20 protein-coding genes, 2 tRNA genes and 1 pseudogene are annotated in these 23,205 nt (G+C 27.5%); 3 read left to right on the top strand and 20 right to left on the bottom strand.

Annotation, left to right across the window (positions count from 1 at the left end; translation table 11 throughout):
- Positions 1-613: 613 nt before the first annotated feature.
- The 20 genes and pseudogenes from CVV26_03240 to CVV26_03145 form a co-directional block, all read right to left on the bottom strand.
- Positions 614-1,261: pseudogene (locus CVV26_03240) on the bottom strand (hybrid sensor histidine kinase/response regulator).
- Between the two features lie 353 nt (positions 1,262-1,614).
- Positions 1,615-2,088, bottom strand: a complete 474-nt coding sequence (locus CVV26_03235; GenBank protein ID PKL72063.1) for a hypothetical protein — start codon at positions 2,086-2,088, stop codon at positions 1,615-1,617.
- 297 nt (positions 2,089-2,385) lie between these two features.
- A complete protein-coding gene (locus CVV26_03230; GenBank protein ID PKL72062.1) occupies positions 2,386-4,416 on the bottom strand; it encodes a hypothetical protein in 2,031 nt (676 codons plus the stop codon).
- A 23-nt stretch (positions 4,417-4,439) separates the two neighbouring features.
- Entirely contained in the window at positions 4,440-5,942 is a 1,503-nt protein-coding gene (locus CVV26_03225; protein ID PKL72061.1) for a methionine--tRNA ligase, read from the bottom strand.
- A gap of 72 nt (positions 5,943-6,014) precedes the next feature.
- Positions 6,015-6,089: transfer RNA gene (locus CVV26_03220), tRNA-Gly, on the bottom strand.
- A gap of 76 nt (positions 6,090-6,165) precedes the next feature.
- Complete coding sequence (locus CVV26_03215; protein PKL72060.1) at positions 6,166-6,816, bottom strand: hypothetical protein; 651 nt, start codon at positions 6,814-6,816, stop codon at positions 6,166-6,168.
- On the bottom strand, positions 6,744-7,559 hold the full coding sequence (locus CVV26_03210; GenBank protein ID PKL72059.1) for a hypothetical protein: 816 nt from the start codon (positions 7,557-7,559) through the stop codon (positions 6,744-6,746). Before CVV26_03210 ends, CVV26_03215 begins: the two co-directional genes overlap by 73 nt.
- 28 nt (positions 7,560-7,587) lie before the next feature.
- The gene (locus tag CVV26_03205; GenBank protein ID PKL72058.1) at positions 7,588-9,102 is read right to left on the bottom strand and encodes a magnesium chelatase; all 1,515 of its coding nucleotides are present in this window, start codon (positions 9,100-9,102) and stop codon (positions 7,588-7,590) included.
- Between the two features lie 325 nt (positions 9,103-9,427).
- Positions 9,428-9,988: a hypothetical protein gene (locus CVV26_03200; GenBank protein ID PKL72057.1), complete on the bottom strand. Its 561-nt coding sequence runs from the start codon at positions 9,986-9,988 to the stop codon at positions 9,428-9,430.
- Positions 9,989-10,354: 366 nt separating this feature from the next.
- On the bottom strand, positions 10,355-10,984 hold the full coding sequence (locus CVV26_03195) for a 50S ribosomal protein L1 (protein PKL72056.1): 630 nt from the start codon (positions 10,982-10,984) through the stop codon (positions 10,355-10,357).
- 97 nt (positions 10,985-11,081) lie between these two features.
- Positions 11,082-11,507 (bottom strand): 50S ribosomal protein L11, encoded by a 426-nt coding sequence (gene rplK / locus CVV26_03190; GenBank protein ID PKL72055.1) that lies wholly within the window; start codon positions 11,505-11,507, stop codon positions 11,082-11,084.
- A 35-nt stretch (positions 11,508-11,542) separates the two neighbouring features.
- On the bottom strand, positions 11,543-11,908 hold the full coding sequence (gene rplM, locus CVV26_03185; GenBank protein PKL72054.1) for a 50S ribosomal protein L13: 366 nt from the start codon (positions 11,906-11,908) through the stop codon (positions 11,543-11,545).
- Positions 11,909-11,933: 25 nt separating this feature from the next.
- Positions 11,934-12,284, bottom strand: coding sequence for a 50S ribosomal protein L17 (locus CVV26_03180; protein PKL72053.1), 351 nt, complete (start codon positions 12,282-12,284; stop codon positions 11,934-11,936).
- Between the two features lie 49 nt (positions 12,285-12,333).
- A complete protein-coding gene (rpoA, locus tag CVV26_03175) occupies positions 12,334-13,236 on the bottom strand; it encodes a DNA-directed RNA polymerase subunit alpha (GenBank protein ID PKL72052.1) in 903 nt (300 codons plus the stop codon).
- A 98-nt stretch (positions 13,237-13,334) separates the two neighbouring features.
- Positions 13,335-15,086, bottom strand: a complete 1,752-nt coding sequence (locus tag CVV26_03170) for an arginine--tRNA ligase (GenBank protein ID PKL72051.1) — start codon at positions 15,084-15,086, stop codon at positions 13,335-13,337.
- A 42-nt stretch (positions 15,087-15,128) separates the two neighbouring features.
- The gene (locus CVV26_03165; protein PKL72050.1) at positions 15,129-15,404 is read right to left on the bottom strand and encodes a 50S ribosomal protein L27; all 276 of its coding nucleotides are present in this window, start codon (positions 15,402-15,404) and stop codon (positions 15,129-15,131) included.
- A gap of 58 nt (positions 15,405-15,462) precedes the next feature.
- Entirely contained in the window at positions 15,463-15,780 is a 318-nt protein-coding gene (locus CVV26_03160; GenBank protein ID PKL72049.1) for a hypothetical protein, read from the bottom strand.
- Between the two features lie 10 nt (positions 15,781-15,790).
- Complete coding sequence (locus tag CVV26_03155; protein ID PKL72048.1) at positions 15,791-17,857, bottom strand: hypothetical protein; 2,067 nt, start codon at positions 17,855-17,857, stop codon at positions 15,791-15,793.
- 182 nt (positions 17,858-18,039) lie between these two features.
- On the bottom strand, positions 18,040-18,390 hold the full coding sequence (locus CVV26_03150; GenBank protein ID PKL72047.1) for a hypothetical protein: 351 nt from the start codon (positions 18,388-18,390) through the stop codon (positions 18,040-18,042).
- Between the two features lie 74 nt (positions 18,391-18,464).
- Positions 18,465-20,216, bottom strand: a complete 1,752-nt coding sequence (locus CVV26_03145; protein PKL72046.1) for a hypothetical protein — start codon at positions 20,214-20,216, stop codon at positions 18,465-18,467.
- A gap of 160 nt (positions 20,217-20,376) precedes the next feature.
- On the opposite strand from CVV26_03145, the gene rpsP reads away from it, so the two are divergent.
- From rpsP to CVV26_03130, 3 genes are all read left to right on the top strand, one after another.
- Positions 20,377-20,667, top strand: a complete 291-nt coding sequence (gene rpsP, locus CVV26_03140; GenBank protein PKL72045.1) for a 30S ribosomal protein S16 — start codon at positions 20,377-20,379, stop codon at positions 20,665-20,667.
- Between the two features lie 58 nt (positions 20,668-20,725).
- The gene (atpA, locus tag CVV26_03135) at positions 20,726-22,240 is read left to right on the top strand and encodes a F0F1 ATP synthase subunit alpha (GenBank protein PKL72044.1); all 1,515 of its coding nucleotides are present in this window, start codon (positions 20,726-20,728) and stop codon (positions 22,238-22,240) included.
- 11 nt (positions 22,241-22,251) lie between these two features.
- Positions 22,252-22,328 (top strand) — tRNA-Val (locus tag CVV26_03130).
- Positions 22,329-23,205 lie beyond the last annotated feature (877 nt).

Raw genomic sequence — 23,205 nt, 5'->3', positions numbered from 1 at the left:
TAGAGGACTAACTAAAAAGAACAGAAAGAATTTTATTCTTTGGTATAATTATTTCAAATATAATCCGTAAATTTACCAACACTTTTTGACCATTAAACCCTAATTTTCTAATTTCATCAGCAACAACTGCAAACCCTCGTCCAGCTTCTCCTGCGCGCGTCGCTTCAATCGCGGCATTTAAAGCTAACAAATTAGTTTGATCAGCAACATCATTAATTGTTTGAGTAACACCTACCACTTCTTCCGCTCTTTCATCCACAATTTTTACAATTAATACATTGGATTTAGTTAATTCATCAATGGCTTTTAATTGTTCGGCGGCCGTTTGTCCTGCTTGTGTTCCTTGAATGGCAAGATCAGCTGCTTTGGCTGTAGTTTCAGCAGCCACTTTTGAACTAGATGAAACCTGAGCAACTCCCTCTGATAAAGCGGTCACTGTTTTTCGAGTTAATTCAAGTTTTTTAGATTGTTCTTGAGATCCTTTAGTTACTTCTGTTACAATAACAGCTGCTTCTTGTAACGCCTTAGTTACTTGTCCTGCGGCCACTGCAACTTGCGTTGAAGATGTTGCCACAATATCAGAAACTTGTCGCGCCGCGCCCAATGTTACTCCTAAATCATCTACCATTTTATTAACAACTTCTTTAATTGTAAGAATTTCTCCTCTTGCTTCAACAACAACCTGTTTTGTTAAATCACCTTTAGCAATTGCCATTGCAACTTTTGAAACATCTCTCAACTGAACCGTAAGATTGGCTGCCATGCTATTAACATTATCAGTTAAATCTTTCCACGCGCCAGCAACGCCCGGCACTTGAGCTTGCCCGCCTAATTTTCCTTCTATGCCTACTTCCTTTGCAACACGAGTTACCTCAGCGCCAAAAATATTTAATGAACCAACCATAACATTGATTGTATTTTTTAATTCTAAAATTTCTCCTTTTGCTTCAACAGTAATTTTTTGTGAAAGATCTCCTTTAGCAACTGCTGTTGTAACTTGCGCAATATTTCTTACCTGCGAAGTTAAATTTGCTGCCATAGCATTAACGCTATCTGTTAATCCTTTCCATGTGCCAGCTACTTCAATAACAGCCGCTTGACCGCCTAATTTTCCTTCTGTGCCTACTTCCTTTGCAACACGAGTTACCTCAGTTGCTAATCCGCCAATCATTGTAACCATTGTATTAAATGAAGTCGCAAGTTCTCTATAAATACCCGGACCCACTTTAACGCGCACGCTTAAATCACCCCGGCGCACACTTTCCATTGCATCCAAAAGCTCATAAAGTCGTTCCTCTCCTCCATTCGTTGCAACTCTTTCTGTTTTTCCATTCTCTTGTTTTTGATTTTTATCAGCATTTTTATCTAATGATTGTTTCATAATTTTTTTTGCCATACTTTATAAAATTAAAAAATAAAATAAACATTTGACATTTTCAACTTTCTTGTTTTTTTTGTTTTCGTGTGTTTCTAAATCCCCCAAACCCCCTTTATCAAGGGGGCTAATCAATTCTGTCCCCCTGATAAGGGGGATTAAGGGGGTTTTCCGAAAAATTTTTTTGTTCTTGTGTTTTTTTTGTTTTTTTCTTTAATTCAAAATTTATAATTTCCAACCTATCTTGTCACGCTAATCGTCGCGCTTTGCTCGGCATCTGGAGCAACTACAGTAATTCTGCCATTGGCTGATTTTTTTATTTCATATCCCGCTCCATTAGTTGATGATCCAGTTGGATCAGCAGGAATATTAACAATATATTTTTCATTTGTAGTTAAAACTCCCAAATCAATTAAATCTGGATCGGGTGTAGTGCAATCACCGCCCATCTTGCAAATTTCTGTTTGAGTAACAGTAATACTTGCTGGTAATGTGCCATTATTATCCAACGCATATTGATACACAGCATTTAAAATTGTATTAACATCTGCTCGACGTTGCGCGTTTCGCGTCTCGCCTAATTGTTTACCTGGATTAATCGCTAAAATCACAATGCCTGCTAAAATGCCAATAGCCGCAACAACTAACAAAATTTCCAAAAGAGTAAAACCCTTTGAAGAACATTTGACATTTGACATAAAAAAAAATTTCATAAATTAATTTAAAATTTAAAATTAAAAATTCCTTCTCGACCTTTATTTATTTTTTAAAAAAATAAAAAAACCGCTATAAAAAAATAGCGGGGTTATTATTGTTTAAACCTTTTTAATAAATTTAAAATCACCGATCCAATCGTCTCTCTCTCTCTCTCTCTCTCTCTCTCTCGTACGCGCCACGTAAAATATTTATTTTTAAATTTAAATCTTTCATAACTTTCTCCTAAGTTATAAATAATAAATTATTTATAACTTACAGTATTTTCTATATTTAAGCAAGGAAAATAAATTTAATTATTTAATATTATAATAAAAAATGTAAGCTTTGCCAACGGTTTCATAGGTATCTAAAATTTCTTTAATTTGCTTTTTTGCGTCTAAACTTTTAAATTGTTTTTCATTAATAATCAAATAACATCCCATTGCTTGAGTTATTTCAGTCGCCATTTCCATATATCTAATTGAAAAATTTTCTATAGCATCTTTAAAAAGTTGGATTCCTATTATTTTATTTTCTTTTGAAAAACCTCCATTAATAATATTTTGTTCTGAAACAGCGTCTAATGTTAAAAGAAATTTTTCATCAGCTAAAACGCATGGATGCTTTACTTTTTTGGGGTTATTTTGAATTTCTTGCCAAATATATTCAGCCTTTTTTAAATCATTAGCTGTCACAATATTTTGTAATTTAGGTCCCGATGCATAGGTAACAGTGGAACTAAAAGCCAGAAAAAAACAAATCCCTATAATTTTTTGTTTTTCTGTTATACAAACTAATTTTAAATTTAAAAAACAATAGATCCCCCAACACAAAAGAAAAATTATAAAAAAAATAATACCTAATTCAATATTTTTGTTAAAAATTTTTAATTCTTCTACATACAAAGAAATAAGTTTTAAAAATCCCAAAATAAAAAAACCAACTATAAAAAATTTACCCACATTTAAATAAGATATTTTTTTAAATTTAAAAATCCCTAAAATTATTAAAGAAAAAATACAAAAATTAATTATTATCAAAAGATATTGAGAAAATAACAAAGCATAATTTTGAATACTTTCTTGAGGCTGGTAAAGATTATTTTGCGTTATTAACCCAAAAGGATTAATAAAATTAATTTGATGTCCAAAAAACATCAATGCGCTTAAAATAATGGCTGTAATTAAAGATATTTTTTGTTTATAAACAATAAAATCTAACCAAAAAAGTAAGACAAAGAAAAAAAATAAATACCCTAAGGTAATAGGCGTTGTTACGCTACCATAAACCTGAAAAGAAAAAAATAAGGATGGCAAAAAAGCTGTCAAAAGTAAAAATCTTTGTTTTTTATAATTGTCATTTTCGTCATCTGGCGGTCCTTGAAAGCTTTGAAATAAAAATTTTGCTAATTCAAAAAAAATCAAAGGAATAAAAATTGACCAAATAAAAAATCCTAATAATAAATCTATCCAAAAAATATCAACATTTAAAATTTTGCTCAAAAAAATTGTCATTGCCCATTGATTAATATTCCCATCTTTGTTTTCTATTAAATACGCAAAATTTTTTTCTTTATTTAATATTTGTTTTTCAATTCCTATATGTTTCCATTTATTTTCTCCAAAACCTGTCTTAAAAACTATTGGCAAATAACTATGAAGTAAAAACGAATGCAAAACAATAATAAAAAGAATAAACCCAACTTTTTGTTTAGAAAAAATTAAAAAAGCAACTATTAAGGTTGCTACTAAATAAACATATAAATAAATTTTAAAAATCACCTCCCATGGCGATTGTATATAATTTCCTGTTCTTGCTTCCCATAATAAAAATAAACCAAAAAAAAATAAACCAAAAAAACAAAAAATCCAAAAAGGTTTAACATTTAAATATCCTACCGCCTTTTCCGAAGAAATTTTATCTGAAATAATTTTATCATCTATAAAACGCCAAACAAAAAAATCTAAATGAATTAAAAAAGAAATAATTAAAGTTAAAATTCCTAATGTTAATGGAATTTGAGCTAAAGAAAAATTAAAAAAAATTAAAAAAACAGTCAATAAAAAACTAATTAAATTAAGTAATAAAAAAATTCCAAAAAGAAAACACAAAACTTCTACTGTTTTATGTTTTAAAAAATAAGTTTTAGCGTCTTTTTTTGAAAATAAAATTTTTTTAAAAATCTGTCCTAACCAAATTCCATTGATAATAAAATAAGCAATAAAAAAAGACCAGCCTACAAATCTTATTTGCCATAAAAAAAGATTTAAAGCCAATCCAATAACAATTAAAAAAGAAATACTTGTCCAAATATATTTTTTGTCTTGTTGAATAAAATGAAACATAAAAACAAAAAATTTTAACCTAATTATTTAATTTTATTTTTTAAATTTTCTTTTGGAAATAAATTCTCGTTCTTTTTAATTTTAAACTTAAATTGCGCTATTTTTTTTAATTCTTCAAAAGATTTATGTTTTATTTCTTTTTCAATCCCTAATTGAATAAAAATCTTTTCTGAAATTTCTGGCATAAATGGCAAAATCATAATTCCTAAACAATAAATTCCTTCCAAAAGATTAGACAAAATTTTATTTAATTTTTCTAAATTATTTTTTATCTCCCATGGTTTTTCTTGCTCAATATATTTATCATAAAAACTAATTAAACCCAAAACTATTTTTAAAGTTTCAAAAAATTGAATATTTTCCATCGTTTTTTCATATTCTTCCCATGTTTTTTTAATTTTTATTTCATTGTTATTAAAAATAAATGCGCTAGGATTGCGTTCAGCCAAAGTTAAAACACGAGAAACCAAATTTCCCAATCCATTCACTAAATCAGCATTATATTTTTCTTCTAATTTATTTATTGCAATATCTCCATCTTGTCCCAAAGGAAATTGTGAAAGCAATAAATAACGCGTTGCATCTACACCAAATTTATCAATTAAGTTATTGGGCCAAATCACATTTCCCAATGTCTTGCTCATTTTTTGTCCATTAAAAGTAAAAAATCCATGCACAAATAATTTTTTTGGCAATGGGATATTTAAAGCTAATAATAAAGCTGGCCAAACTGTGGCATGAAGACGTAAAATATCTTTGCCAATTATTTGCACATCTGGCGACCAAAAATCTGAAACTTTTTTATTATCGCCTTGCCAATCTAATCCGGTTAAATAATTAAAAAAAGCTTCTACCCAAACATAAATAGTATAAAATTCATCAAAAGGTAAAGGTATTCCCCATCTAACTTTTTTTCGCGAAATAGACAAATCTTCTAGCTTTTCTTTTTTTAAAAATCCCAAAATTTCATTTTTTCGTTCAATAGGTTCTATTTTAAATTCATTATTTTGAATTTTTTTAATCAATTCTTTTTGAAAATTAGAAAGTTTAAAAAAATAACATTCTTCTTTTAATAATTCGGGCTCTTTTTGATGAAATGGGCATTTTCCATCTACTAATTGCGTTTTGGTTTTATATTCTTCACATCCGACACAATACAATCCTTGATATTCTCCTTTGTAAATCATTTTTTTGATAAAAAGAATTTGCAAAACTTTTTGAACTGCATTTTTATGTTTTAAATCAGTTGTCCGAATAAAATTATCATTGGAAATATTTAGAGTATTCCATAAAAATTGAAATTTAGTCGCTTTTTTATCACAAAATTTTTGAGGATCCATTTTTTCTTCTTGAGCTTTTTGTTCAATTTTTAATCCATGTTCATCCGTACCAGTTAAAAAAAATACATCATCGCCTTTTAAGCGATGATATCTTGCTAAAACATCAGTAATAACGGTTGTATAAGCATGCCCTAAATGTGGCTCATCATTAACATAATAAATTGGAGTGGTAATATAAAATTTCATAAAAATTACTTAATAACAAAAACATTTTTTCTAATATAATCAATTTTAATTAGTTTTTTAAAAAACTGCTTTTGGAGCAGGTGAACGGAATCGAACCGTCGTCCTCAGCTTGGAAGGCTGATATAATAACCATTATACGACACCTGCACAAAATTATTTTATTTTCATTAAATCTATTATAACGGTTTTTTATTTTTATCAAAATCCTAATAATAAATTTGCTTTAATATTTTAAAGTTTTGGGATTTTCATTAAAAATCATCAAGCAAAATAAAATATAAAAAATACCAGTTGGATAAAATAAAAATGGACCAAAAAAATGAATAACAAAAAGACAAAATAAACCAATTAAAATTCCTAAATAAAAAATACTATTATTAGTTAAGCAATAAGCCTTTCGAACCCCTTGCCAAAATAATATTCCTAAAAACCAAAAAAAACTTAAAAAACCAAACAATCCTAAATCTATCCAATTTTCTAAATAACCCCAATCAATGTGAGGAGTTTTTATAATTTTTTTCATCGCATAATCATAAGCAACAATTTCAGAGCCTAATCCAGAGCCTAAAATTGGATGTTCTTTAAATTTTTTAAAACCAGCATCAAGCCGTTCAAGTCTAGACATCGTGCTAGCTTCTGTTTCTGGATTAAAAATTGTTTCTATTCTATCATTTAAAATGACAAAATTAGTTTGAATATTTTTATGATTACATAAATAAAAAATTAAAAAACTTTCTAATAAAAAAATTACAATTAAACATATAGAAAAAATTATTTTTCTTTTTAATGGAACTTTTAAAATTAAACATAAAAAAATAAAACTAATAATAAATCCCAAAAGAAAATTTCGAGTGAACTTTCTAAAGTAAAAAATAAAATTGAAATTATAATAAGAAAAAAAACTAAGGTTAAAATATCTGAAGACATAACAACACGAAAAAAATTATTATTCATTGTGGCAATTTTTCCAATAATATATTCTCTAAACCATTGATAATAAATTCCTCCATGCACAGCTAAGTGACTAGCAAATAAATAAAGCGTTGTAATTGTTAAAGCGCTGGTAGCAATAATTGTTCCGCTAAATATTTGAAATACTTTTGTTATTTCACATTTTTTTGAATCAGAAATTAAATCAAAAAATGGAAAAATTAATAAAAGATAACTATAACAAACTAAATCAGCAAAAATTAAATTTAAAGAATTTCCTCTTATTATTCCTAATATTCCAGCTAAAGCAATAAAAAATAAAGCAAAAGCAAATGATTTAAAAAAGAATGATTTTGTAAAATTTTTTATTTGTAATTTTAAAGATTTATAATCCCATATTTTTTGAATTATCCAAACAAACATAAAAACAACAAACAAAGCAAAACGAATTGAAAGACTTTTAAATTCAAAAAGATGTCCATCAATACCAGCTAAAAATTCAAAAATAAGAAATAAAAAACCATATTCTATTTTCCAAAAACTTAATCCAATAAGAGTAAATATTATTAAAAAAAAACCAAAAAATTCTACTCCAGGTTTAAGAAAACCAAGAAAAGAAAGAAGATAAATAAAAATAGAAGCAAAAAAAGTATAAAGAGTTAATTTTCCAACAAAAACTATATTCATAATTTTTTATTTTTTTTATAAATAAATATTATTTTCCTCTATATTGAAGGGCTTCGGCAATATGATTTTTTTGAATACTTTTTGATTCAGCCAAATCAGCAATAGTTCGGGCTATTTTAAAAATTCGATAAAAACTTCTGGTTGATAAATGCATTCGTTCAATTGCTAATCTCAGTAATTCCAAACTTTCTTCATCAATTTTACAAAATTCTTTCACTTCTTTATTTCTCATTTCTGAATTAGTAAAAATTTTATGTTTTTTAAAACGTTGTGATTGAATATCTCTCGCTTTTTGAACTCTTTTCCTAATTTCATCAGATGATTCTGCCACTTTTTCTGAGGTTAATTCTTTAAATTCCACTTGAGGAACCTCTAAATGTAAATCAATTCGATCTAAAAATGGTCCAGAAATCTTTTTTTGATAACGCTCTATCTGTATTGGACTGCAAGTACAATTTTTCTTTGGATCATTTTGATATCCACAAGGACAAGGATTTTGACTAGCAATCAAAATAAAATTTGAAGGAAAAGTAAGTGTTCCTTGAGCTCGAGAAATCGTTACAATCCCATCTTCCAAGGGTTGTCTCAATGATTCTAAAACATTTCGAGGAAATTCTGGTAGCTCATCTAAAAATAAAATTCCACGATGAGCCAAACTAATTTCTCCTGGCTTAGGAAATTGTCCGCCACCTACAAGAGCAACAGCCGAAGAAGAATGATGTGGGCTTCTAAATGGTCTTTTAAAAATTAAAGGCTGATCAGATGGCAATAATCCAACAATGCTATAAATTTTAGTTACTTCTAAGGCTTCTTTTTGTGCCAATAAAGGCAAAATTGAAGGCATTGCCATAGATAATAATGTTTTTCCACTACCAGGAGGTCCTTTCATTAAAACATTATGTCCGCCAGCTGCAGAAATTTCCAATGCTCTTTTCACAAATTCTTGTCCTTTAATATAAGCCATATCTACCTCATATTCTATTTTTTCTAAAGAAAAATCTCCGGCACCCTCTGAAATCAAAGGAATCATTTCTTCTTCTTTTGTTAAATGTCTAACGAGTTGATTAAAATCTTTAATAGGAAAAATATTTAATCCTTTGACTAAATTGGCTTCTTTAATATTAATTTTTGGGATAAATAAATTTTTTATTCCTTGTTGTTTGGCAAATATTGCCATTGGCAAAATTCCATTAGTATGACGCAATCGTCCGTCTAAGGCTAACTCCCCAATAAAAAGACTATTATTTATTTCAAACTCAATTTCATTTGAAGCTAAAAAAATTCCCACGGCAATGGGAAGATCATAGGCTGGCCCCTCTTTTTTAATATCAGCTGGGGCTAAATTAATTGTTAAACGACCTCGAGGAAACTCAAGTCCGCTATTTTTAATGGCCGATCTCACTCTTTCTTTGGATTCTTTAACAGCAGCATCTGGCAATCCAACGGTTGTTATGTTTGGCAAACCACCCAAAATATCTACTTCTACTTCAACTGGAACACAATCTAACCCAATAATGGCCACAGAATTTACCTTAGCAAACATAGAGAAATTTTAAATTATAAATTTTAAATTGATTTAATAAAAATAGCATTTGTCCTTTTAAATGATTGTCTATAAGCCATATTTCTTATTGTAATAAATATGTTATGTGTTTTTTTATTTCAAATCTATGAAATTATATAAAATCGTCGCTCCTTCGCCAAACAACAAAATTCTGCCAGAATCAGGAAAAACGCCCATAGAATGATGATACCTTTTACTATGTTTATAAATTTATTTCTGCCAACCCGAAATAAATTGCCAAAAAATCTTAAAAATAATAAAGAAATTTCTGGCTATTTTGTACAACATATCGTTATCTAACACTTTATAGAATACTTTTATTTATCAGTTTAACTACGCTCTTAATATCATGTTCGGCAGTTGCTTTTTTCATGACAGTCGCAAAATCTGTCCGTTTTATGCCAATAAAACTTGAAATGGGCAGTTTATGTTGAAGAAGAAATAGCTGGCCAAGCAGTCGGGCGATTCGACCGTTATAATCAAAGAACGGATGAATCAATAAAAACTGATGCATCATCCAAGCTAAAAGCTCGATTTTTTCATCCTGTGTTTTTGCGTGTTTATGTCGTTCGTTGTAATCGGACTCCCAATTAGCTATTAGCTCGGGCATTTTGAAAAATTTAGGCGGTTCGTAATATCCGACAGTCACTTCTTTTTTTCTGAAATTGCCAGCCTCATCAAAAACATGCCCTGCAATTTTTTTATGGAGCTCCTTGGCTATTTTGACGCTAATAGGCAGATTTTCATATTCGCGCAACAAAAAAGCATTTACATTGGCTACGCCGTCAGTTATCAACGCTTCAATTTCTCCAACAGAAAGAATCCCAAACCTAGTTTCGCGATAAGTTGGCTTTGTCTTTGACATAATATGAATTAGGGATAACGATTTTTTTGTGAGCGCCTTCTTTGATTAGATTGTCGATTTGTAGCTTGTAACGCTCAGCAATAATCTTTTTAGAAAAGATAGCTTCGTCTTCCATGGCCATGTTGTCATAAACAAGGTTAACAAAGATTTGCCTAAAATATTTTTTCCGATTTTTATTGTTTAGATTTATTGTTTTCATATTTATATGATAAACAAAAATGGCGGTTTTGTCAATAAAATGAGATAACTTACATTTGGCTAAAAATTTTACATTCTAAACATTATTATTTTGACCGAAGTGAGCGAGTCATCGAGCAAACAAAAAGAAAATAATATTGAAATTCCAATACAAAAATTTAAAATTTCTTAATTTATCGCCACTTTTATACTTTTTCCCATTGTAGAACACAAGGCAATATTTTTAATAAAAATTCCTTTTGATTTCAAAGGTTTGCTTTTTTTTATTATTTCTAAAAATGTTTCAAGATTTTCTTTTAATTTTTCTAAAGACCAAGAAACCTTGCCAATTGCTTGATGAATATTTCCCGAATCATCATTTTTAAAAGAAACCTTGCCTTTTTGTAATTCTTCTATGGTTTTTTTAAAATTTGTTGTTACTGTTTCAGTTTTCGGATTAGGCATTAAACCTTTTGGTCCTAAAATTCGAGCAATTTTAGCTAAACTTTTCATTATTTCTGGAGTAGCAATAGCAACTTCAAAATCACATTTTCCTGTTTGTTTAATTTTTTCAATTAAATCTTCTCCGCCAACTAAATCAATTCCTAATTTTTGAATTTCTTTAATTTCATCTTCTTTTTCAGTAAAAACAGCTATTCTTTTTGCCTTTCCAAAACCATGTGGTAAAATCACAATTCCACGAACTTGTTGATCGCCCTTTTTAACATCAATGCCCAATTTTAAATGAACATCCACGCTTTCATCAAATTTAGCTTTAGCATTTTTTTTAATTGTTTCAATAGCTTCAATAATTGTCATAAAGTTAAAAGTTAAAAGTTAAAAATTCAAAGTCAAAAGTTAAAAATTAAAAGTTAAAAGTTAAAACTAAAATTTCTTTAACTTTAACTTTACACTTTTAGCTTCCAACGATCTCAATCCCCATCTGTCTTGCTGTGCCTTCAATAATTTTCATCGCAGAATCAATATTATCTGTATTAAGATCAACCATTTTTTCTTCGGCAATCTGTTTTATTTGTTCCTTTGTTACTTTGCCAATTTTATTTTTATGTGGTTGATCAGATCCTTTTTGAATCTTTGCTGCTTTTTTTAAAAGTTCAGAAGCAGGCGAAACCTTTAAAATAAAATCAAAAGTCCGATCTTGATAAACAGTAATTTCCACAGGAATAATACTGCCTATTTTTTGTTTTGTCGCTTCATTAAATTTTAAACAAAAATCCTGAATATTTAAACCATGTTGACCCAAAGCAGGACCAATAGGTGGGGCTGGATTTGCTTGTGCAGCTTGGATTTGAAGTTTTATTTTTGTTTTAATAGGCTTCATAAAAAGTTTAAAGTTTAAAGTTTAAAATACAAAATTTAATTAATTTTCAGTCTCTTTATCATTTCTTGTCTTAATTTATTTTTAGGCAACATTTGATAAACTGCTTTTCTTAAAATTTCTCCAGGATCTTTTTTAAAAACATCTTTCATTTTTACTCTTTTTAATCCTCCAGGATAACCTGTATGATGAAGGTATTCTTTATTTTCTAATTTTCTTCCTGTAATTTTAATTTTCACTATATTTTTTATTTCAACAAAATCCCCTTGATCTAAATTGGGCACAAAATTTAATTTATTTTTTCCACGCAAAATAATTGCTATTTTAGTAGATAATCTTCCTAAAACCTTATCTGTTGCGTCTATTATGTGAATTTGTCTAATATTTTTATTTTGTTCTTTCATAAAATAATTTATAATTTATAATTTCTTAAACAAACTTAATTAAAACCATTTCAGCGCCATCACCTCTTCGTCGACCTAATTTAATAGTTTGAGTATATCCTCCATTTCTTTCTTTATATTTAGGACTTAATACTTCTAAAACTTTTTTTGCTGTGGTTCTTTCTGGTAAATAAGCTAAAAGACTTCTATATGTTGTTAAATTATTAATTTTCCCTTTAGTAATTATTTTTTCCACTACGCCACGCAATACTTTTGCCTTAGCTTCTGTTGTTTTTATTTTTTCATAAATAACCAAACTAGCTGCTAAATTTTTAAATAAAGCAATCCTTGGTCCAGTTTTTCTACTTAAAATTTTACCTTTTTTTCTATGTCGCATAATAAAAAGTTAAAAGTTAAAAATTAAAAGTTAAAAATTTTAACTTTTGTTATTTTGTTTTTTTTGATTTTTCTTTTTTAATTATTATTTTTTTAATTTTTTGTTCTTTTTCTTTTGTAGTTTTTATTTCTTGTTTTTTTGATTTATTTTTTTCTTCTTTTTTATCTACTATTTTTTTAACTTCCTTTGTTTTTTCTTTTTTAATAATATTTTTTTCTTCCAATATTTCTTTATCTTTTAGCATAACAACTTTTTCTTGTTTTTGTTCTTCTAATATAAAATTAAAATGATCAATTAAAATTTGAGTTGATTTTTGCAATGCTTCTTTTGGAGTAATAGTCCCGTCTGTTTCTATATCTAAAACCAATTTATCATAATTTATTTTTTCCCCAACTCTAACATTTTCAATTTCCATCCCAACTTTTCTTATTGGAGTAAAAATAGAATCAATAACAATTACGCCTAATTCAAATTTATCTTTTCCTTTATCTTCTACTGGTACGTATCCTAGACCAGATTCTACCCAAATTTCCATTTCTATTTTAGCATTTTTATTAGTTGTGTTAAAAATATTTAAATCAGAATTAATTATTTCTACTTGAGAGGGAGCTTTAATATCTTTTGCTTTTACCTTTTTTTCTCCTTCAATATTTAAAGTTAATCTATATAAACCAGGAGTAAAAATTTTTATTCTTAAAAGTTTTAAATTTAACACAATTTCAATTGCATCTTCTTTAACATAAGGAATAGCAGAAAATTCATGAGCAATTCCTTTAATTTTTACAGCAGTAACTGCTGCTCCAGACAAAGATGACAATAAAACTCTTCTTAAGGCATTACCAAGGGTTACTCCGTATCCTGGATAACATGGTTCAAGAATAATTTTTGCTTTATTTTTATCTTCTTTATTCTCTTGAATTTCAATTTTTGTAGGCAAAGATATGTTTTCCATAAAAAATTTAAAAAATTAAAATTAAAATTATTATAACTATTATCTATAATATAAAATAAACAAAACTAAATGTCAATTTTTTTTATATTGAGATATTATCACATTTTTTCTATCTCTTCAATACCTAATAAATTTAATCCTTTTTTTAAAACAATTGCTCCGCATTGTATAAGCGCTAAACGGGCTTTTTGCACTTTTTCTGATTCAGCTTTAATAACTGAATGTTGATGATAAAATTTATTAAAACTTGAAGCCAATTTTAAAAGATATTCAGCTAAAATTGCTGGATTATAATCTAACGCTGCTTTTTTTATAACATCAGAAAACTCAAAAATTCGTTTTCCTATTTCCCATTCTTCCTCTTCTTTTAAATAAGAAAAATTTATATGTTTATATTTAGAGGTTGAACCTCCAAGCATTAATTTTTTTAAAATACTTTGAATTCGCGCATAAGTGTATTGTAAATATGGTCCAGTTGCTCCTTCAAAAGAAAGAGACTGTTTGGGATTAAAAATAATTCTTTGTTTTGGATTTACTTTTAATAAATGAAATTTTATTGCAGCCAAACTAATTTTTTCTGCTCTTTGTCGCAATTCTTTAAGAGAAATATTTTGATCTCTCTTTTTAATTTCTATTTGAGCCATTTCACACATCTCATTTAATAAATTATCAGAATCTACTACTATGCCTTCGCGTGATTTCATTTTTCCTTCTGGTAAATTGACCATTTCATGAACTAAATGAATACATTTTTTTTGCCACTTAAAATTTAACAGTTCCAAAATTTTAAATAAAACCTGAAAATGATAAATTTGTTCAGTGCCAGTAAGAATAATTGATTGATCTAATTTAAATTGACTAAATTTTAATTTTGCCAATCCAATATCTTGAGTCATATAAACGCTTGTTCCGTCTGCGCGCAATAACACTTTTTTATCCAAACCATATTGAGTCAAATCAATTTCTATGGCTTTATCCTCTCTTTGATAACAAATCCCTTTTTTTAAAGCTTTTAAAATTATTTCTTGACCTACTTTATAAGTTTGATTTTCAAAATACCATTGATCAAAATTTATTCCAATTCGCTGATACGTTTTTTTAAACCCATATAACACCCATTTGTTCATTTTTTTCCATAATTTCATTATTTCCACATCTCCTTGCTCCCATTTTTTAAGCATTTCTAAAGCTTCTTTATAAAGATTTGTTTCTGTAATTTTTTCTAAACTTTTTTTTTCTTGTTCTTTTTTTGCCTTTTTATCAAACATTACATAAAAATTTCCCACAAAATGATCACCTTTAATTTTTTCATTTGTTGGTGTTTTATTTTCTCCCCATTTTTGATAAGCCAACATTGCCTTACAAATATGAATACCTCGATCATTAACTGAATTGGCTTTAATCACTTGATAATTATTTTCTTCTAATAAATTAGCCAGACTCATACCCAAAATACTGCTTCGAAAATGTCCTAGATGCAATGGTTTATTGGTATTGGGCGAAGAAAATTCAATTATTATTTGTTTTGATGAAATTTTTTGTTTCTTTTTTTCATGTAGCTTTTTATAAATATTTTCAAAAAATATTTCTCTATGAATAAAAAAATTTAAATAAGGGCCAGTATTTTTTATTTCTTTTATTATTTTATCGCATTTAATTTCTTGCGCCAAACTTTCAGCAATTTCTTTTGGAAATTTTTTTATTTCTTTTGCTAATAAAAAACAAGAAAAACAAAAATCCCCCATTTTTGCTTCAGGTGGTTGTTCAATAACTATTTTTTCGCTTTTAATTTTAATGCCAAATTTTTTTAAAACAATTTTTTTAATTTGATCTTTTAAATGTTGGAGCATAAATATTATAGAAGACCAGTTTTTATTGCTAATAACCTCTGATTAGGAAATTACATTAACAATTTTTGTTTCTTTAAGTTTTCCATTAAATTTCATTAATTTTCGAGCAGTAAAAACTACCTTTCCTTTACAGACGGCAAAAAGAGTGTCATCTTTTCCTTTTTTAACATTTTCTCCTGGATGAATTTTAGTTCCTCTTTGACGAATAATAATACTGCCCGCTTTAGCGATTTGTCCGCCATATAATTTAACTCCCAAACGTTGTCCTTGTGAATCGCGACCCAACGCGGTTGATCCACCTGCTTTTTTATGTGCCATAAAAATAAGTAACCCGTAACAAATAATCAGTAACGAGTAATAAAAATAAATATTTAAATTAAATTATTTTTTGAAATTGTAAAAGTTTCTCTAATCTAATTACTCTTTTTTCTAAAAATTCAAATTCTTCTAAATTAACTTTCTTTTTAAATCCATTTTTTATAAATTCTATATTAGTTTTAATAATTTCTATATCTACATTTATTGAACCAATTGTTTTAGTATGAGAATTTAAAATTTTTTTGATATCTAAAAACTGTTCAGCTATTACTCCTACTTTAGAATCAAAATCTTCTATACATGCACCTAAATAATGTTGGTATTCTTTGCGTTGTTCTTTTAAAATTTTCTCAATTTTTTTATCATTAATTTCCATAAAAATTAATTTAAAAAATTAATTCATTAATTTTTTCCCAATCCGTCTCGTTTAGAACAGTGATTTTTTCATCAGCGATGATATAAAAATAATCATTGATAAAAAGCGCTCTTTTAGCGGAAATTTGACTAATCACTTTTACTAATTTTAGTTTATTATTTTCATAGGAAAAAATATAACCACCTTTTTCACCGGGCAAAAAGAAAATATTATGTTTTTTATCTAACAAAAAAACGTGATGATTATCCAAAGCCTCGGACCAATATTCATCCAAAATATATTTATCAATTTCTTTTGGATTTTCTGGCAAAGCAACATCAAAAAGAGAAAGCTTTACTTGTTGATTTTCCTTACCAATGCCTAAAATAATATCATTGGAAATTGGATGCAAATAAGAAGAATAACCCGGAATTTTTAACTCACCTTTCATTTCTGGATTTTTTGGATCAGATAAATCCAAAACATAAAAAGGATCAGTTTGTCTAAAGGTAACCAAATAGCCTCTATCTTTTATAAATCTAGCAGAATAAATTTTTTCTTTAAGTCCCAAATCTTTAATTGAACCAATTGTTTTTAAATCCTTGTCCAAAACATAAATATCATTCGCGCTTTTTTGTTTTATGCCAAATCCAAAACCATACCATCCATTAAATCTTTCGCCAATCGTTGTCGCAATTCTTAAATTATTTTTATATTCATCCAAAGCAAATTGATTTAAGGGATAACCCGGGACATTGCCTGTCGCGGTAATGTCAAATTTTTCCAAATCTATTTTGACTATTCCGGTTTTTTCCATTTCTCTATTGTGTTTATTTAAATAATTAGACATTCTGTTTGAAAATTCATTTTCTATTTTCATCCTCTCATCATTATTCAAAGAGCTTTGATATTTTTCAAAAAGAAATTGAAATTCAATTAATTTGGCCTGTAAACTAATATCATATTTTTCCAATTTTTCCATTTTTTCATTTAATGAATTTGGAAATATATCTTGATTTTCTTTTAAAAAAGCGGAAATAAAATTAATCACACTTTCATTATAAGAATAGGTGATATAAATTCCATTTTCCGACATATAAATTATAGAATCATTAGAAGATCCAATAAAGGAAATATTTTTTTCAATTTTTCCTGAAACAGGATTTAGTGTCATAGCGCTAAAAGTTGTGTCCACTGGAACTTGGGAAACTGGATGATAAATATCTAAACATTTAATTTCCAAAGGTGTTTTGTCTATTGTTAATAATTTAATTTCACATGGTCGGGGCTGTGATTGATCAATCCATGTTTTAGTTACTAAATATATTTTATTTTTATAAAGCCTGCTATCAGCTATGGAAACATTGTTTTCTAATTTTATATTCCATTTTTTTTCTGGTGATTTTGGATTTGAAATATCATAACCAAAAATTTCTTGTCCGGAAAAAATAACCAAAATATTTTTATCTAAAAGTAATGTTCCTGTTTCATTAATTCCTTTTATTAAAGATAAATCAGCTGGCGGAAAGGCATTGATTATTTTTGTTTTGTAAGGCATTACTCCAGAAGGAAATAATCTGTTTTCTTCTTCCCAATAAATTTGTTTTGAAGAAAAATAAATTTCCTTGCCATTTGTTTTAACAATATCTGGTTCGTCAATTCCCAAAACTTGAACATTTGTTTCAGAAACTCTTTCTAGATTTGCTGTTTTTGATTCCGTTTGTTTATCTAATGCCATTATTGGTATTTCTTCATTTGTCATCATTTCCGTTTTACGTCCTCCGCCACCATAATAATTTCCCGTTTCAGTCATTGAAGTCTGCAAATAAGTTTTAAATTCTTCCTCTGATGTAAACTTTTTAATTTTTTCTGTTTTCATTAAAGAAGTATTTTTAAAAGGATAGTTAAAATCAGGGTATAAAAGTTTATTTTCTAATTTTCTATTACTAATAATAATTAATAAAACAGCTATTAAAAAAATAACCACAATAATAATTATTCCAATTTTTTTATCAATTTGTTTTTTAAAAATTTGCATAAATTTTATTAGAACTATTAATGTTTTATTAGAATAACACATTTTTTTAAAAAATGTCAAATTACTGAACTTTGGCAAATTTAAATTTTTACTCTTCAACCCCACGGTTGGGCTGTTCTAAAATAATGACATCATAAAGTTTACATTATTTGTACATTTTTCAATTAGAAATTAAGAAACCCTCTAAATCTCCCTTATCAGGGAGACTTTATGGAAGAAGGATTTTCAAAATTATTTTTATTTTATTTTTTTATTTTTGTTTTTATATTAAAAATTTTCTCTAAAATTTTCTCTTGACGATCTTTATTATTATAAATAGCCCATAAACTTTCATATAATGTATTTTTTAAAAACATCTTTGCGTTATTTCGTTCATCTTCAGCTAAAGAACTTATTTCTTTAGAATAAGAAACATTTTCCATTTCCTCTAAACAAGCAGTTATTGAATAAATATTACCCTCTTTTTCTGTTATATACTTTATTTTTGGATTACATTCTTCTAATTTTTTAAAAAATCCCTCTTTATCTATATTAGAAAATTCTGTTCTAGTAAATACTTTATCTAAATTTTCGAAATATTTTGCTTCTAACATAAAATTTGTTTAATAAATTAACCCTTATATAATAGATTTGTTGTGAATTAGGATTTAATTAAAATTTATTTATTTTACTCTATTACCCTAAATACTTCTTCAACACTTGTTATGCCATCTAAGGCTTTTAAAAGTCCGTCTTGAATCATAGTAATCATTCCTTGCTCAATGGCTATATTTTCTATTTTCTCTTCAGAAATTTTTTGCGAAAGAATACCTTCTTTAATTTTAGAAGTCATAATTAAAATTTCATAAATTCCTATTCGTCCTTTATAACCAAACTGATTACATTTCTCACACCCCTTTCCTTTATAAAATTTTAAATTATTTAAATCATCTTGAGATTTATAGCCTTTAGGAAGTTTTTGTAATATTTCTTTAACTCTTTTTAATGTTTCTTTTGGTATTTCTTCCTCTTCTTTACAAAAAGGACAAATTTTACGAATTAATCTTTGCCCTATTATTGCATTAATAGCAGGAGCCAATAAAAAAGATTTAACATCCATAGCCAAAAAACGCGGAATAGTTGCTGCTGCGCTATTAGCATGAAGAGTAGAAACAACTAAATGTCCTGTTAAAGCAGCGTTAATGGCTATTTCAGCTGTTTCTAAATCGCGAATTTCTCCCACCATAACAATATTTGGATCTTGCCTTAAAATTGCTTTTAGTCCCATAGCAAAAGTATAATTTTTACTTGCATTAACTTGGCTTTGATTAATCCCTGTTAATTTATATTCAATTGGATCTTCTAAAGTAATAATTTTTACTCCGGGTTTATTTAATTTATTTAAAATAGCATAAAGCGTCGTTGTTTTTCCTGATCCTGTTGGTCCGGTAGTAAGAATCATTCCGTTTGGTCTTTCAACTTCTTTTTTTAATTGATTAAAAACACGATCATGTAAGCCTAAATCTTCAAAAGATAAACCTGCTTTTGAAGATCTTAAAAGTCTCATCACCACGCTTTCTCCAAAAGCAGTGGGTATACAAGAAATTCTTACATCAATTCGATCATTAGTTAAATAAATAGTAAATCTTCCATCTTGGGGTTGATCTATAATATTTATTTTAAGGCTAGAAATTAATTTTATTCGAGAAATAATTTTTGGCCAAATGGTTTTATCTAAAGAAGCAATTGTATAAAGAATTCCATCTATTCTAAATCTTATTTTAACTTCATCTTCTTCTGCTTCAATATGAATGTCTGATACTTCACTTTTAATCCCGGAAGCAATAAGCATTGTAATAATATTGGTTAAAGATGCATATTTAAGTTTTTCTTTAAAATCTTCAAAGCTAATAAATTCTTTTTGAAATTTCATTAAATCTTCCTCTGTAATATCTATTCCTTTTTTAATTTCTTTAATTTTTGGCAAAAAATTATATTGTTTAAGAGCAAACTGAAAACTTTCTTTGGACATTAAATAAACTACTACTGCTTGATGATATTTTTCTTTTAATTCAGAAATTAATTTTGAAATATCAAAAGTCAAAGGATTAATGCTGGCGATTTTTATCTCTTTTTGAGTTTTTAAAAAACAAATAATTTTAAATTTTTCTGCTTGTTCTTGCTCAACTAAAACCAAAGCCTCTAAACTAATAGGGAATTTTGTTAAATTAACATAATTTAAATTCAATTCTTGGGCTTTTTTTTGAACTTCCTCTTCTTTTTTAACTAATTCCATTTCTTGCACTTTTTTTTCTAATCTTTCTTCAGTGTTATTACTATTTAAAACCACTTCTATGTTTTTATTTCCTAAAACTATTTTAGACCTTATTTTTTTTTTCTCTTTTTTATTTAATAAATCAGAAATTGTAAAATTGGACATATATTAATTTAAATTATTTTAGCTTAGTTTATTGTTTTTTTAATTCTATTTTATAAACAAAAAAAATAAAGTCAAGTTTAAACATTTTTAAATTTGACTTTATTGTTTGGCTATATTATTATTTGGCTACAATTTTATTTATTTTTAATTTATTTATTTTATGTTAACTATTCGTTTGTCACGTGTAGGCAAAAAAAAACAACCTAGCTATCGTTTAATTCTTTCGGAAAACGCTAGAGATCCATGGGGAAAATCTTTAGAATTTTTGGGTAATTACAATCCAAGAACCAACCCTTCTGTTGTTAATCTTGAAGCAGAAAGAATTAAATATTGGATCTCTAAAGGAGCACAAACCTCAGCAACAGTACATAATCTTTTAGTAAGTCAAAAAATTATTATAGGACCAAAAGTAAAAGCCGACAACGTAAAAAAGAAAAAAACAAAAGAATAAAATTTAAATTTAAATTATAAATTAATTTCCTAGAAGCTAAACTAAAGGCTATTTTTTTATGGACAAAGATTATATTATTCAAACTCTAAAAAAACAAATAGAAAAATTTGAATCAGAAATTTCCATTGAAAAAACTGGGATTGTTTTAGAAGTAGGAGACGGAATTGCAAAAATTTCCGGACTTTCTGATGTAAAAATGAGCGAAATGATAGAATTTTCAGACCAAATTTTTGGCGTTGTTTTAAATTTAGAGCAAGATCTAGTTGGAGTCATTATTTTAGGAGAATATAAAAATATTAAAGAGGGTGATATTGCAAAATCAACAGGAAAAATTTTAGAAATTCCAGTTGGCAATGTTTTAATTGGCAGGATTGTAAATGCTTTGGGACAATCTATTGACGAACGAGGAGAAATTAAAACAGAAAAATTTTATCCTGTTGAAAAAATTGCCCCAGGAGTTATTACTAGAAAATCTGTAAATATTCCTTTGCAAACAGGAATAAAAGCAATTGATTCAATGATTCCTATTGGCCGAGGTCAAAGAGAATTAATTATTGGTGATCGACAAACAGGAAAAACAGCCTTAGCAATTGACACAATAATCAATCAAAAATCAGTACCAGAAGAATCAAGGCCAATTTGTATTTATGTGGCTATCGGCCAAAAAGAATCGAAAATTGCTAAAATTGTGGCAAAATTAGAAGAAAAAGGAGCAATGGAATATACAATTATTTTGACTGCTTCTGCTTCTGATCCAGCTGCCTTACAATTTATCGCTCCTTATACTGGTTGCGCAATAGGAGAATATTTTATGGACCAAGGAAAAGATGTTTTAATTGTTTATGATGATTTATCAAAACATGCTTGGGCATATCGACAAATTTCTTTATTGCTCCGCCGACCACCTGGCAGAGAAGCATATCCAGGAGATGTTTTTTATTTACATTCCAGACTTTTAGAACGCGCTTGTCGATTAAATGAAGAAAATGGCGGAGGATCTTTGACTGCTTTACCAATTATTGAAACGCAAGGAGGTGATGTTTCTGCTTATATTCCCACAAATGTTATTTCAATTACTGACGGCCAAATTTATTTAGAAAGCGATTTGTTTTATCAAGGAATTCGACCAGCGGTAAATGTGGGTCTTTCAGTATCTCGTGTAGGATCTGCGGCGCAAACCAAGGCGATAAAAAAAATTGCTGGAAAATTACGATTAGAATTGGCACAATTTAGAGAATTGGCTGCGTTTGCTCAATTTGGACAGGATTTAGACGAAATAACAAAAAGTCGCATTGAGCGAGGAAAACGTTTGACTGAAATTTTAAAACAAGGACAATTTGAGCCGATGCCTACTGAGCATCAAGTAGCGATAATTTTCGCTGCAACACAAGGACTTCTTGATGATGTACCTGTTGAAAAAATTAAAAGTTTTGAAGAAAAATTTCACGAATATTTAAAATTAGAGCAAAAAGAATTATTAGATGAAATTAAAGAAAAAAAAGAATTAACAGAGGAAATTGATAAAAAATTAAAAGGAGCGCTTGAAGAATTTAAAAAAAGATTTGATTTATAAAAATTTTAATTGGGCGGTTAGCTCAGTTGGTTAGAGCACTACATTGACATTGTAGAGGTCAGAGGTTCAAATCCTCTATCGCCCACCATACTTTTATAAAGTGGGTGCGTATGATTAGAGCGCCCCGATGAACATCGGGGAGTACAGAAGTTCAAATCCTCTATCGCCCTACATAATTTTAAAATATTTTTCTTGTCCTTGACATTTTTTTAAAAAAGTGTAATATATAAAAATATTATGCAAATTTTATTAAACAATAATTTCTTTTTTAAATTTTGCTTTAATCGATTTTTGAGATCAAGTGTTTGATTATAATAAAATTATAATCAAAAATTTTTTTTTAAAAAATTAAAAAAATTCAATGTTTCTTTTAAATATAAAAGTTTTAAAAAACTCCTGGTTAGCAAAAAATAATATTTTTTAGTGTCTAAACAAGAAAAAATAATAAAATAATTAAAATAAGGAGGATAAGATGAAGAAAAAAAGTTCTTTTTCAAAAAAAACAGGACACTCGTTACCCTTGGTGGTGATAAGCCACAAAAAAGAAAATTTTTATGTAATATATTTTAAAGGCGAATTTATTGGATTCGCCCGCTCTGAAGAAAGAGCAAAAAAAATAGCCAACATGGCTTTGTTTTAGTTTTAGGAGCAATAAAAAGGGGTATCTATTTTGATAGAGGCCCCTTATTTTTTTTGATATTTTTATAAAGTTAAATTATTATATACAAATAGTGCGTCAATGTTTGTTGTTTTTTAAAATATTGAATCTTAATTTTCTAAAAAGTTATTTTATGAATTTTATTACAAAAAAAATTTCAAAAAAACCTTAAGAGAAAAATTAAAAATTTTAATTGAAATTTTTTAGAAATTAGAAATTATCTATTTGATCTAAATAATCTTGAAGAAAAATCATTGCAGCCACAGAATCATCATTTTTTATTTTACTTCCTTTTAATAAAACCTTA

It is taken from the genome of Candidatus Kuenenbacteria bacterium HGW-Kuenenbacteria-1, from assembly GCA_002839745.1.
GTDB lineage: Bacteria > Patescibacteriota > Patescibacteriia > UBA2591 > PGYQ01 > PGYQ01.
Note: the sequence above shows the minus strand (reverse complement) of the source record. Positions and strands in the feature narration are given on the sequence as shown.